Source organism: Gynuella sp. (genome assembly GCF_050297175.1).
GTDB lineage: Bacteria > Pseudomonadota > Gammaproteobacteria > Pseudomonadales > Natronospirillaceae > Gynuella.
The window spans coordinates 144,450-157,408 of the sequence record NZ_JBNKSF010000043.1 but is presented as its reverse complement, the minus strand read 5'-3'; the positions used below and the strand labels follow the sequence as shown (position 1 = coordinate 157,408).

General features: G+C 45.9%; 12 protein-coding genes, 1 pseudogene and 1 riboswitch. Of the genes and pseudogenes, 10 read left to right on the top strand and 3 right to left on the bottom strand.

Features of this window, described 5'->3' with window-relative positions; genetic code table 11:
• Positions 1–19 precede the first annotated feature (19 nt).
• Positions 20–202 (bottom strand): CbtB domain-containing protein, encoded by a 183-nt coding sequence (locus tag ACQY6I_RS18720; RefSeq protein ID WP_428243029.1) that lies wholly within the window; start codon positions 200–202, stop codon positions 20–22.
• A 36-nt stretch (positions 203–238) separates the two neighbouring features.
• Positions 239–432, bottom strand: a riboswitch (cobalamin riboswitch).
• Between the two features lie 256 nt (positions 433–688).
• Here ACQY6I_RS18720 and ACQY6I_RS18715 point away from each other — a divergent pair.
• The 3 genes and pseudogenes from ACQY6I_RS18715 to ACQY6I_RS18705 all read left to right on the top strand — a co-directional run bounded on the left by ACQY6I_RS18715 (position 689) and on the right by ACQY6I_RS18705 (position 2,351).
• Positions 689–1,087 (top strand): hypothetical protein, encoded by a 399-nt coding sequence (locus ACQY6I_RS18715; RefSeq protein ID WP_428243028.1) that lies wholly within the window; start codon positions 689–691, stop codon positions 1,085–1,087.
• A 256-nt stretch (positions 1,088–1,343) separates the two neighbouring features.
• Positions 1,344–1,406 (top strand): annotated as a pseudogene (locus tag ACQY6I_RS18710) (SEC-C metal-binding domain-containing protein); the annotation flags it as partial.
• A 9-nt stretch (positions 1,407–1,415) separates the two neighbouring features.
• Positions 1,416–2,351 (top strand): hypothetical protein, encoded by a 936-nt coding sequence (locus tag ACQY6I_RS18705; protein WP_428243067.1) that lies wholly within the window; start codon positions 1,416–1,418, stop codon positions 2,349–2,351.
• A gap of 34 nt (positions 2,352–2,385) precedes the next feature.
• On the opposite strand, the gene ACQY6I_RS18700 is transcribed toward ACQY6I_RS18705, so the two are convergent.
• Both ACQY6I_RS18700 and fic read right to left on the bottom strand, forming a co-directional pair.
• Complete coding sequence (locus ACQY6I_RS18700; protein WP_428243065.1) at positions 2,386–2,754, bottom strand: DUF4143 domain-containing protein; 369 nt, start codon at positions 2,752–2,754, stop codon at positions 2,386–2,388.
• 736 nt (positions 2,755–3,490) lie between these two features.
• Positions 3,491–4,594: a protein adenylyltransferase Fic gene (gene fic / locus ACQY6I_RS18695; protein ID WP_428243027.1), complete on the bottom strand. Its 1,104-nt coding sequence runs from the start codon at positions 4,592–4,594 to the stop codon at positions 3,491–3,493.
• A gap of 513 nt (positions 4,595–5,107) precedes the next feature.
• Between fic and ACQY6I_RS18690 the strand changes: the two genes are divergently transcribed.
• The 7 genes from ACQY6I_RS18690 (at position 5,108) to ACQY6I_RS18660 (ending at position 12,752) form a co-directional block, all read left to right on the top strand.
• Complete coding sequence (locus tag ACQY6I_RS18690; protein WP_428243026.1) at positions 5,108–5,284, top strand: helix-turn-helix transcriptional regulator; 177 nt, start codon at positions 5,108–5,110, stop codon at positions 5,282–5,284.
• Positions 5,271–5,678: a DUF927 domain-containing protein gene (locus ACQY6I_RS18685; RefSeq protein ID WP_428243025.1), complete on the top strand. Its 408-nt coding sequence runs from the start codon at positions 5,271–5,273 to the stop codon at positions 5,676–5,678. Before ACQY6I_RS18690 ends, ACQY6I_RS18685 begins: the two co-directional genes overlap by 14 nt.
• On the top strand, positions 5,675–6,544 hold the full coding sequence (locus ACQY6I_RS18680) for a DUF927 domain-containing protein (RefSeq protein WP_428243024.1): 870 nt from the start codon (positions 5,675–5,677) through the stop codon (positions 6,542–6,544). The genes ACQY6I_RS18685 and ACQY6I_RS18680 overlap by 4 nt, the downstream gene beginning before the upstream one ends.
• Positions 6,545–6,583: 39 nt before the next feature.
• Positions 6,584–7,075 (top strand): hypothetical protein, encoded by a 492-nt coding sequence (locus ACQY6I_RS18675; RefSeq protein ID WP_428243023.1) that lies wholly within the window; start codon positions 6,584–6,586, stop codon positions 7,073–7,075.
• A 334-nt stretch (positions 7,076–7,409) separates the two neighbouring features.
• On the top strand, positions 7,410–7,742 hold the full coding sequence (locus ACQY6I_RS18670; protein WP_428243022.1) for a MarR family transcriptional regulator: 333 nt from the start codon (positions 7,410–7,412) through the stop codon (positions 7,740–7,742).
• Between the two features lie 10 nt (positions 7,743–7,752).
• Positions 7,753–10,893, top strand: coding sequence for a DUF3427 domain-containing protein (locus ACQY6I_RS18665; RefSeq protein WP_428243021.1), 3,141 nt, complete (start codon positions 7,753–7,755; stop codon positions 10,891–10,893).
• A complete protein-coding gene (locus ACQY6I_RS18660; RefSeq protein ID WP_428243020.1) occupies positions 10,827–12,752 on the top strand; it encodes a DUF2357 domain-containing protein in 1,926 nt (641 codons plus the stop codon). The genes ACQY6I_RS18665 and ACQY6I_RS18660 overlap by 67 nt, the downstream gene beginning before the upstream one ends.
• The last annotated feature ends 207 nt before the right edge of the window (positions 12,753–12,959 follow it).

The window sequence follows — 12,959 nt, the reverse complement described above, 5'->3', positions numbered from 1 at the left end:
TACACCACCGATGTTGGGATCAGTGGCTGGGAAATGCGAATGTGTGTCGGCTGTTGTGACGGGCGTTATGGACCTGTTTCAATGGCATAAAACCAACGGTCATTACCGCCAGAAAACCGGCTGCCAGGGGGGTGATTAACTGTGGCAGTGAGAGTTTGGCCGGCTGCAACACCTGCCGCTGGGAAAGACTGAGCGTAGACATATACTTGATTACCTCTGGCACCCACCGTACCTGATCATATTGGTTAAAAAACAGGCCGGTATTCGGGCTGAAAGAGGGCAATGGCCATCGTTTGCGCCTTCCCGGAATTATCCAGTGGCGTCTGCAAACTACTCTTTTTTACCGATGCGGGGGCAGCGATGGATGACGGTAATAGTCCACCATACTTCCCGTTTAACCCTTGTAAGGGCACCTGCTTCATTGCCGGCAATGCTAGCGGTAATACCATGGGGAGGCAAGCCTGGTGGGGGAATGGAGTGAGGTGCTCAGACAGGCAGGAAGACAGACTTTCGGGTGAGTAGCTGCTCAATGGTGTATTTCCGGTTTCGATCTGGCCTGAAAATCTGTGATGGTCGTTTCAGCCAGGCACTCGTGCGGTTGATGCATCGACTTTTTTTGACCATACTCAGCCCGCCGGCCGGTAAGAGGTCGTTGATTCAATCAATACACATTCAAGGAAACGAGATTATGAAGGGTGCAGGTGGTACTTCAGGTGGAATAGGACAGTTCTTTATCGGTCTGATCATGCTGTGTGGTGGTGGATATATGTTGCTCAACGCCATATCCGTGACCTCCAGCTTCGGGTTTGGCACATCGTTATACCGGGTTGGTTATTTTGGTGGGCTTTCGGTCACCAGTGGCATGATCCTGATACCGTTTATGTTTGGCGTGGGGATGATATTTTTCAGCAGCAGAAACCTGCTTGGTTGGTTGCTGGCGATTGGCTCAATTGCAGCTATGATCTTCGGTGTCATCGCCTCTATTCATTTTCGCATACGTCCCATGAGCGCATTTGATCTGATCGTGATACTGGTTTTAACCGTGGGTGGTCTGGGTCTGTTTTTGCGTTCTTTGCGGTCTTTTTAACGGATTTCCCCATCCGGGCAAATGCTGATCACTTTCTCTGGTGATGGTGATCAGCTGTTCAGGTTGCCCTTTTCCTTTAGATCCTTCCTATTATGTAGCTTCATTGTTTCTGTTGTATCAGGTTTTGGTCGGTATATTGCACCAGTCAGCACTTAATGAAGTACTCAGAAATGAACTATAAGATGGTCATTGAATGTTGTACCGACGCCGTTGAGTCGGAGAGGCGAAGGTAGCAATCAGAAAAGAGGGTTTAACTATGAAACCCGGTCGAAATGATCCTTGCCCGTGTGGTAGCGGCAAAAAGTACAAACGTTGTTGTATAAACAGCGTGTCAAAACAACATGCTGAAGTATTTGATGACGTTAAGCAGATGGTTGCCATGAACCCCAATTTGACGCTTGATGAGTTGAATGCGGTTATGCAACTTAAAGTGGAAGAGCGTAACAATCGCCCTAACCCAGATTTTTGCGGTTTATCGCCCACCCAAATGTTCAATTGGCTTTATAAGCCGATGGATGAGTTAAATTGGGTCACCATATGTACGCCAGAGGATTTTTCGTCCAGTCCGGTCATGCGTTATTTAACGCTCATCCTCGATGAAGCCATGCAAAACGATGGATCATTTAAAGCAACCAGCAAAGGTAACCTGCCGGCAAAACTGGTCAAACAAGCCAGCGAGTTATTGCCGGAATTTGCGATTGCCACATATGAAAGAGATATCAGCCTCAGTGAGTTTGCCGGAAGCAACGAAGATAAATTCAATGCGCTGCACTATACGCGCATTTTAGCCGAAATCGCTGGAATCATTTATCGTCGCAGCGGTCGTTACCATGTTAAAAAAACCGCTCAAAAACACTATCAAAGCCAAGGTATTCGGGCATTCTTCAAGCCAATGCTGGAAGCTGCCGTTACCAAGTATAACTGGAGTTACTTAGACGGCTATGAACAGGATGTCGATTTAAGACCCATTTGCTTGTTTATGGTGTGGCGCTTACAAAGCCATGCCAGTGTGGATCAGTTAGTCGATGAGGTTGAAAGGGCCTTTCCGGATTTGTTGCAGCAAGTTGCGCCTGACAATCACTACCCGCCAGAAAACAGGTTGGACATTTTGATTGAATCGCGTTTTGTAAATCACTTTTTAGAATTCTGGGGATTTATCATTGTTGATCCAAAACGTTACGACCATGGCGAGGCTATCGCGCGAAAAGCACAGCTACAGCCATTGTTCACGCAAACATTTCAGTTTGATATCCAGCCACAATGAGGTCCTCTTGCACGATTTTGATGAAAGTACGCTACTACCTCAGAAGCAGATACTGAGTGTAATACAAAGGCATCACAATATTGCTGTGCTCTGATGTGGAAGAGCCTTGTGTGCCGGTTAACTTAAACGTTTTGTCCGGCGCGCACTTTTCTATGTAGGGTGCCAACGATTTAGCCCGTGTGCGTTTACCGCTTTTTACCTCTATAGGGACAATATTGCCCCCATCGGTTGTAATGATGAATTCGATTTCAGCGTGGACATCATGCCAGGAGTAGCTGGGGTCAATGCCAATGGCGGTGAGTTCCTGCTGCACAAAGTTTTCGGCTACATAACCTTTAAAAAGCAACCTAAGCCAAAACGCACCGCTGTAAAAAAGGCCGAGTAGCCTTATGCGTAAACAGATTATTAAAGTGGTTGAAGCACTAAAGGAGGTTAGAGAGCCACTGAGCGACCAGCAGCGGTTACCCCAACGACAGTAGCGCCGATCAACTCGAACAATTCGTTGTGGATATTTGTGAGGCGCTTGCCACTGAGAAGTCCATAGTGAGGTTTGATAATGACAGCCAGGATTGGTTCGCTTTAGCTGAGACAGTCGCTCTTGTTTATGCCCACAAAAGTATGGCCTATCGCTGTCTGAGTATTTTTCGGTTCGGCTTTGCTGTATGCAATCACCTGTTTTGCCGTTAGTTTTCCCATATCTACTTCATTGTGGCTGAAGTAACGGAGAGGGGGTGAAATAACGGCTCACCACTTAACGGAAATATTTCAACGGACATCTGCAAAACCGATTTGGACGGAAAAATAAAAAAGCCCTGTATTTACAAGGCTATTCACCAGGAAAGACAGGGCTGCTTAGACATTCTTGGCCAGGTAACTTTCTACCTAAGAATCTATTCGATATTCTGGATCTGCTCATTGAGTAGCGGCGAAGACCCTAACAAACTCAATGGCTTACCGAAAAGGAACCGTTCAAAAATGCCTGTTTGCCCACCACTTGCCTATGGCTTTTACTAATTCTTAATGGTTAGCAATGGAAAAACAGTGCCGTTTTTATGCTGCTGTTAGTACTTAAAAATAGCAGTTTTGAAAGGCTTTATCGAGCACGATTTCTGTCAATATAGCTTTGCCATTTTTTACGCTCAAAATGCATTGATACTATTACTATCTTTTGTCATTAACGTCATCAATCGCGGGTGTACAAATAATTTTTCCTTACCGGAATTTATTTCTTGCAGCACACCAATATTCGCTAACTGCTTTAAATACGTTGAAGCAGTTTGGCGTTTTGCAATGCCACGTTCAACTAGATTATTGATACGGCAGTAGGGTTGTTCAAAAATAAGCTGAACAAGCTCATAGCTATATATTTTAGGTAGCTGTGTTTTTATGTAATCGGTTGTACTTTCCATAAGTGCCCTAATCGCTGTGATTTTATCACTAGTCCATATGGCAGTTTGCTCGACACCTTTTAGCATAAATAACAGCCAATCTTCCCAATTCTGATCTTTGGTCACTTGGTTCAATAGGCGATAATAGTCTTGTTTGTTATGAACGATGAAACGGCTTAAGTACAAAATAGGTAGCGTTAAAAGACCGCATTCAATAAGGTACAAAACATTTAAAATACGTCCTGTTCGACCATTCCCATCATAAAATGGGTGTATAGCTTCAAATTGATAATGGCTAACAGCCATCTTTATTAATGGATCTATATCATCGTCATCATGAAGAAATCGCTCCCAGTTAGTTAACAAGTCGCGGATAACGTTCTCTCCCGCAGGCGGGGTATAGATAATTTTTCCAGTCGTCTGGTTGCCTATAAAAGTCCCCGGTACTTTACGAATATCCATTTCGGAATGCTTTAACGTACTACATACTTCAATGGCAGTCGCTGTGCAAAGCGGCTTTCTTTCAAGTTGTATATAACCTTGATATAACGCTGTTCTGTAGCGTAAAGCTTCCTTTGTTGCATGATCAGCGCCTTTATCTTCTAGCGCATACTGAAAAAGCTTATCGGTAGTGGTGACAATATTTTCAATTTCTGAACTGTCTTTTGCTTCCAGCAAAGGCAATAAGTTAATTAGCATGCTTTGGTTAGGTATGAGTTCCCCTGCCTTTTTTAATTCTGCTACAGCGGCGCGTGCAGAAATACAGGCTTTCAGAACGGCCTTCGTTTCTATGGAATTTAGATTTGGCGGCAATGTGGGTAATTGGTTGTAAGGCTGCTCTGCTTGCCAGGTCATGTTTAAATTTCCAGTTTATATCGACATAAATGAACTATTGGGTCAGTTTATGTCGATTAGATCGACATATCAATTTTGTATGTCGATTTTTTACTGTTTTTTCGACATGACTTTCTTGTATGTCGATACACTCGACATATCAAGACTCAATCAATACGACTCACAAAACTGGGTTTTGGGTAGGAAGTTTTAAAGTAATACGCCATCCCTTGGGCAACTGGGGCAGTTTGGGCAAAGCCTTAATTCACGCCATTTAGCCACTCATTAACCCTGCCCTCAAGGCATTTATTACTTGGGGCACTATCTACAAACTGGGGCAAGTAGCTACCTATACCCTCAGAAAGCTGCATGATCTGGGCATTTATCTGCCTACTGCGTCCGTTTAACTCTTTAATACTTGTGGGGCAAACTCCTATCTGAACTTACCAGATCAGTGAGGCTTATTTTGGAAAAAAACAGAAACGATGAACCCAACTACCCAATCACCCACCACATCAGCAGCGGATTTTGCGCTTGCCCGAGGTCAAGGCCAAAACAGGCTTTGGCCGCAGCACCATTTATGCCCTGATGGCCAACGGAGAATTTCCGCGATCTATTCGTATTGGCGCGCGTGCCGTAGGCTGGTTAGAAAGCGATATCGACCAGTGGATTGAAACTCGCCGTATCGGTGCTGCTTATGGCCGTGGATAAACCATCAGCATCAACCTCGTTACCTGCCAGTGAGATGGGTAACAACGCGCCAACATTACCGGCTGGTTTTGCCTATAACGCGCAAAACTGGCTGGTGATGCAACCAGCAGGGCAAGATAGCCCCGTTAAAATCTGCTCTTGGCTGCAAGTGGCTGCCCATACCCGCAATCCGCAAGGGGACAACTACGGCTATTTATTACACTGGTTAGACGATGACAATCGCCATCGCTATTGGGCCATGCCCGCAGAACTATTGGCCGGAGATGGCAGCGAGTACCGCCGGATACTACTCAGCCGAGGCATGCGGCTAAGCAACAGTGTCAAAGCGCGGCAGTTGCTCTCGCTGTTTATTCAACAAATGGGCGAACTGGCTACACAAAAGCCATCAGCGTGAACTGCATTGGCTGGCATCACAACGCTTATGTACATCCACGCCTCACCTTTTACCCAAGCAAACACAGCAACAACCCGCGCATGGTGCTGCAAACCATGCACCCGATAGGAGGCTTTATCCAACAAGGTAGTAGCGATAGTTGGCGGCAGCACGTTGGCCGTTATTGTCTGGATAACCCGCTATTAATTGCTGGTGTTTGCGCTGCACTTATGTTCAGGACGAACGGTATGTCGCGAGTGCATGGATGCACAAGAGCGACGGCAGTCCCTTTGTTGTTGCACTTGTGCGGGGTTGATGGTTTTGGTTTACACCTCTACGGTGCCAGCAGTACCGGTAAAACTGCAGCGCTGTATCCGGCATTATCGGTGTGGGGCGAGCCTAATCAGCTACGCCATAGTTGGCGGGCCACGGCCAATGGTTTGGAAGGCACAGCGTTAGCGCATAACGATGCCTTGCCGGCGCTCGACGAAATGGGCGAAGTTGACCCCAAAGAGGCAGGCGATGTGGCTTATATGCTTGCCAATGGCCAAGGTAAAACCCGCGCAGGTAAATACGGTGAAATGCGTTTACCCGCCCGTTGGCGCTTGGTGTTTTTATCCACTGGTGAAGTGACGCTTGAAAGCCATCTGGCCAGTGTCGGTAAACGCGTAAAAGCGGGCCAGCAAGTGCGCGTGATTGATCTCAGTGCCGATGCCGGAGCGCAAATGGGCGTGTTTACCCATAGCCATGGTATGAACGCCGCCGATTTAGCCGATCACCTAAAACAGCAAAGTCGCCAACATTATGGCAGCCCGGCCTTGGATTGGTTAAAATTTTTAACGCAGCACAGCACGCAGGTTCGCCCGGTTTTCCAAAACGTACGCTAATGTTTTTTAGCTGGCTTACCAACCGGTGCAGACGGCCAAGTGCGCCAAGTGCGCCGGGTCGCCGAAAAGTTTGCCTTACTGTCCAGCGCAGGGTTGTTAGCGATTCAAGCCAAGGTGCTCGATTGGCCTGCCCAAAGTGTCGAAGCTGCCTGTTTAAGCCAGCTTAATCAATGGATACTTGCCCGCGGCGGTGTGGCCGCCAATGAAGACCAACAAGCCGTTCGTCAGGTGCGCAGTTTTATTGAACAGCATGGCGAAAGCCGCTTTACGCCTAAACAAACGGGTTACAGCAGCCAAGTACGTCAACGAGCAGGCTGGATAGACACCAGCGGCCCACAAACTCTCTACCTGTTTTACCCAACTGGCTGGCGTGAAGCCACCGAAGGCCTAAGCCCAGATCGCGCCGCCAAAGCGCTGATGGCCGCAGGCTACCTAATCCCCGATGGTAACCGCCCACAGCGCAAAGTCAGCCTGCCCGACAACACCCGCCCACGCATGTATTGTGTAAAAGGCAGCATTTTGGATGACTAAAAAGGTAATGACCCCTGCGTGGGCTTGTCGCCTTGCAGTGCACCGCCTGTCAACCTAAAGGCTTGGCTAGTTTAAAAGTCTAAAGCTGACAAGACCGCTAGTGTACTGGTTGTGTACTTACTTTGATTGGCGATTGCCATTGCACTGAATGGTGGAAAATAATCTTGTGATATTATCAGTAGTTGATAAGATGCGGAGCTTATGTATAAGCGTACAGTTTTTTGATTTTTCAAACGCTGTTTTACGAATTCGCTGGCGCTGGCTTAATAAAGAGTCGAGAGTGTGAGCAAGCGATTCGAGTAGGCTATGTGAGTAAATAAATGCGAGTAAAGCAATGAAAAACGCAAAACAATCGCGTTGCGTGATTGGGATTAAAGGGCAAATACCTGCCCCCGATTACCCTGTTGATATCTGGTTCGACTCACTTAAATCTGTTGCCAATGTGCTGTCGAAAGAAAACCAGCAGCTGTTAAAAGTAATCGCCGAGCAACAGCCGCAATCGGTCACTGAGCTGGCCACGCTTACAGGCCGAGCGGTCAGTAATGTATCGAGAACGTTGAAAACATTGGGCAAGTACAACTTGGTTGAAATGACGAAATCACAAAATGGATTGGCGGTAAAACTTCAATATCAATCGATGTTGTTATTGATTCAGCCATTAGAATAAAAGGAATATCATGCAGCAAGTTGGAATTTATGAGCAGTTAATAACAAAGCTGATTGCCAGTCGGATTGACCGAGAGCGATTCTATGTTGGCGAACGTGAGCTCAATAGCAGTGAAGCATCCGTCTGGCTATCCCGTTTCTTATCACACATTCTTGAGTATGCGATTGAGTCTGTCCCCTCAAGTGATGATCGTCTGCAACAGCAAATTGCTTTATCCAATCAATTGTTACTGTGGCTAAAAACACAAGTACAAGATGGCGATTTTATCGAAGATAATTTACTTGCTAGTCAAGGTAAAATTCTGACTGCGCTCTATGATCTTGAAAATCCTGTCTCAGCCGATTTAAAAAATTACATAAACGATATTTTCCCCTTAACAGGTCTAAGCCAAAGCGAGCTGTTTTGTGGCAGTAATGCGGGATTGTCGTTTGAATCTGAATTGAAGCGAGAAATTTTGTCAGCGGATAAAATTTACTGGTTAGTGTCATTTATTAAGTGGGCAGGGATACGGATTTTTCGCAAAGAGTTAGAGGAATTTACTTCTAGCGGTCGCGAGCTAAAAATCATTACCACTTCATACATGGGAGCTACGGATGCCAAAGCGGTGGAATATTTGGCTAGCCTACCGAATACCGAGGTGAAGCTGAGTTACAACACTGAGCGTGAACGTTTACATGCAAAGAGCTACCTATTTGTGCGCAAGACGGGCTACGATACTGGTTATATCGGATCGTCCAATCTTTCCCATTCAGCGTTAACCAATGGTTTAGAGTGGAATTTAAAAATCACCTCGCAAGAAATCCCACACATTATCAATAAAACATTGAGCACCTTTGAAACCTATTGGGCATCCAACGAATTCGAACTTTTTAGCGGGGACACGAATAGTAGCGAGAAACTCAAAAGAGCCTTGAGTCAGCAGCGTGGTGATTATGAAGCCAGCCCTACCCATTTCTTTGATATCTCGCCTTTTCCGCATCAAAGTGACATTTTGGAACAATTGGCTGTTGAACGCAGTGTGCATCAGCGCTTTCGAAATTTAGTGGTTGCGGCAACGGGTACCGGAAAAACCCTTATTTCAGCCTTTGATTTTGCTCGTTTTATCAAAGCTAAGCCGCAAGCAAATTTTTTATTTGTCGCTCACCGAGAAGAAATATTAAAACAAGCCAGAGCGGCGTATCGAGGCGTATTGCGTAATAGTGCTTTTGGTGAGTTGTGGGTGGGCGGGCATACGCCAGAGCATTATCGGCAGTTGTTTGTTTCCATTCAAACCCTGAACAATCAGCTGGAACAGCTTAACCTAACGGCTGACTATTATGACTACATTGTGATTGATGAGGTGCATCATATTGCTGCGACTAGCTATCGCGCACTGCTGGCGCATTTTTCCCCTGCTATTTTACTCGGCCTTACCGCCACACCAGAGCGCCATGATGGTGGGGATATTTTAGCGGATTTTGGTGGTGTGATTGCCGCTGAAATTCGTTTACCGGAAGCCATTAACCGTCGCCATCTTTGCCCATTTCAGTATTTTGGTATTGATGATGATACTGACCTTCGAACTATCCCGTGGAGTCGTGGGCGATACGATATCGCTCAGCTGACCCAGCTTTACACCCACAACCAAGTTCGTTTCAATAAGATTTTGCTGAGTCTGCAGGAGATCATCACCGATATTAGCAAAATGAAAGCTTTGGCCTTCTGCGTGAGTAAAGAGCACGCCCAGTACATGGCGCAGCAACTTTTACTTAAGGGGGTTAAAGCGGATGTACTGACCAGCGACAACAGTAATGAGCGGCAACAAAAGCAGCAGGCCATTCGCTCTGGCAGTATTAACGTGCTTTGTGTGGTTGATATTTTCAACGAAGGTGTTGATATTCCGGAAGTGGATACCTTGCTGTTTTTAAGGCCGACAGAAAGCTTAACTATTTTCTTGCAACAGCTTGGCCGTGGTTTACGCTTAGCTGACGGTAAAGAGTGTTGCACTGTACTGGATTTTGTTGGCAATTCACGTCCTGAATATGACTTTGCAAATAAATTTAGAGCCTTAGTCGGTAAAAGTCATCGCGCGATCAGCGAAGAAATAAAGCAAGGGTTCCCTCACGCTCCACTGGGTTGTCGCATTGAGCTGAGTAAGCGCACGCAAGAAATGGTGCTCAGCAATATTCGTCAAGCCTCATTAACGTTGAAGCGCTTAGTCGCGATGATCCGCCAATATCCTCAGCATTCCACACTGCCGTTAACATTGTCGAACTTCTTAATCTTAAATCCGCATATCGACTTGAATGAGCTTTATAAGCGAGGGAGTTGGTCGCAGTTGGTTCAGCAAGCTAAGGATGAAATCAACGAAAATTCAGCTGATGAAGATCTGCCGAAAATGCTTAGAAAGGCCATTCATAATCGAATTTTGACCTGTGATGATCATGCCTATTTAAGTTTCTTAAAACAGCTTTGCCAAACTAACTTCGCTGTTGAAGATGCTGGTCATCGTTATGCTTTAATGTGTCATTACGATTTTTGGCAGAAAACGGGGCCTGAATGTGGATTCGGTTCCATTGATCAAAGCTTAGCGAAACTGAATGCTTGCGAGTTAAAAGCAGAGTTACTGGATGTTGTTAATTGGCAACTTGCACAAACCAAGCATGAGCAACCGACAATCCATGCTTTGCCTGAGGTGTCATTAAGGCTGCATGCACGTTATGCGCGTGAGCAAATATTGGTGGCATTTGGAGCGACCACGTTTGAGCGCCAACCGCCAGCACGCGAAGGTGTGTTTGTGCTGAAAGATCAAAATATTGAACTGATGTTTGTCACCTTGGACAAAAATGAAAAGCAATTTTCGCCCACCACTATGTACCACGATTACGCAATAAACGAACACCTCTTTCACTGGCAGTCGCAAAATAGTGCCAGGCCTGATCGAGGCCGTGGTTTGGAATACATCCAGCATCAAAAAATGGGTAAGCGTCTTTTTTTATTTGTGCGTGAGCAAAGCAAAGATGAATACGGCCGCACTATGGGTTTTGTGAATTATGGTGAAGTTGACTATGTATCGCATACAGAGGCACAACCAATGAACATTACTTGGCAGTTAAAAGAGCCTATGCCCCACTTTATGTGGCAACAAGCCGCGAAGTTGGCAGTGGGTTAACTATCATCATGACTTCAGCCATCGACAAAGTTTACCCACTTTGGCGCTTTAGCTTGGTCGAGAAAACCGAGCAAGACGCAGCGACTAGCCAGCAACGCGGGCATTTTCCACTCATGTGGTTGGCTAATTTTGCCGCGTTAAGGGAGCGCTTTGAGCAAGGCTTAAAAGTGATTTGTGCCGCTCCGCATAGCCGTTTGCAACCGACGGTAGCCAATATCAAAGCGGCCAAATTAAAAGGCCGCCTGCCTCATAAGTTAGCGGAGCAAGTCAAGCAAGACTTTGCGAATGGCCAGTACGATAAGCGCTATGCGGTTGAAAAAAAGCGACTGAGTGTGGATACCCCAGAAAACCGTTTTATCAAAATGGCGGTCAGTAAAAGCAAGCGGCAATTAGCGGAGTTTGAACAAAAGCTTAGGCAAAGTAACCAAGCACCAGAACGGCAATGGTTGTCGGATTCATTTTTAAATGAGCTACATAGTTGGCAACAACCGCTGCAAAAAGTGTTAGGTCAGAGTTTTTTAAAAGAGGTGGGTGCATACACAGGGTTAAACCGCGAGTCGTTAGTGCTACAGCAAAAAACCGGTTACAGCGCGGTGTATCGTATTTGGCAGGAGCTGAAATTTTATTTAGATGTGTTTGGCAATCAGTCGAGCATTTCAATGAAATCAGTGGCTGAGATTTACGAAGTGTGGTGCTTTTTGTGTTTGAAACAGATTTTAGAGCAGGATCTCGGCTTTGAATTTGTGAAAAACAGTGCAACGAAGCTCGCCCAAAATGACTTTCTTGAGTACCAACTAAAAGATGGGTTTGCCGGTGCTTTTCGTTTTAAACGCAGTGATGGCGTGACTGCTAGGCTGGCACACGAGCCGAAATTTACCAAAAAGGGCCAATTAATACGTTCGTACTTGGTTAAACAAGAGCCGGATATTGTGTTGGAAGTGACACTGCCTAAAAGCGCCCATTTAACAAAACCAGACTCATCAGAAGAAAAGCAGTTTGTTTGGCTGTTTGATGCCAAGTACCGTATTAAAACCGAGAAAAACCGCTTTGATGACAGTAATGAAGATATTGAAAGTACGGATTACGTACCAGACGATGCTATCAACCAAATGCACCGTTATCGGGATGCTTTAATTCGTTTATCAGAACCTCACGATTCTAAATCACCATCAAGTGGAAACGCTGGCCAACCTGCCCAAAAAAGCCGCCCAGTTTTTGGTGCGTTTGCTTTATACCCAGGCTTTTTTGATCAAGCCGCAAAACCCAACCCCTACGCAGCCGCGATAGAAGAAGTGGGTATTGGCGCGTTTGCCCTGTTACCTAGCCAAAACGAACTTAGTCAAACTGATCCTACTCAGACTAAGAGCAGTTATTCCGGTCACCAGTGGTTGCTAGAGTTCTTGCAAGCCCAAATTGGTACAGCACCGAATACACAAACAGGGCAAAACAATGAAACCATGTATCCCGTGGCTGGCATGGCGGAAAGGCTCTACGTACAAGACGCTGCACGCATACCTTATTATGGCATGCGCCAAGTGCTGTACCCTGATTTGACGATGACAGTAGCATTGGGTGGGCAACGCGGCCGTGATAATGGCTACTTTGAAAAATTTGAGCAAGGTACAGCGCAGTGGTATCACCTGCCGCAAAGTACGTTTTTGCAGAAATTTAAGCAGCATATTGCCGAGGAAATTCGCTATTTAGCGTTGGCGTCTACTTCTGACACCCAAAGTTCAACCAAGCAAATTGACAAGCTCTGGCCAGTTAAACGAGTCACAGTGTTACCACGCTACGCATTACCGAAGAATAAGCGGGTAAGAAGTCAGGTTCTGCTGATTTGTATTATTTATTTGAGTTAGGCAAACCACTGTCACTGCAAACGCCAGTGACCAACGTGCCGCATCGTCCAATGAAAAACTCGATGAAACTCACAACCTTAACGCGCCTAGAGAGCGTCACTAAGTTTACCGAGGTTGAAAAAGTGTACGAAGAGGCAATGGTGTGAGCGAGTGTTATTAATTATGCAGAAGATGAATTGGCCGAAAATGCAGTTGTTCGGTTATTCC

Coding starts and splice junctions, on each gene's coding strand:
- ACQY6I_RS18720 (WP_428243029.1), bottom strand. CDS start 202: ATGTCTACGCTCAGTCTTTCCCAGCGGCAGGTGTTGCAGCCGGCCAAA.
- ACQY6I_RS18715 (WP_428243028.1), top strand. CDS start 689: ATGAAGGGTGCAGGTGGTACTTCAGGTGGAATAGGACAGTTCTTTATC.
- fic (WP_428243027.1), bottom strand. CDS start 4,594: ATGACCTGGCAAGCAGAGCAGCCTTACAACCAATTACCCACATTGCCG.
- ACQY6I_RS18685 (WP_428243025.1), top strand. CDS start 5,271: ATGGCCGTGGATAAACCATCAGCATCAACCTCGTTACCTGCCAGTGAG.
- ACQY6I_RS18670 (WP_428243022.1), top strand. CDS start 7,410: ATGAAAAACGCAAAACAATCGCGTTGCGTGATTGGGATTAAAGGGCAA.
- ACQY6I_RS18665 (WP_428243021.1), top strand. CDS start 7,753: ATGCAGCAAGTTGGAATTTATGAGCAGTTAATAACAAAGCTGATTGCC.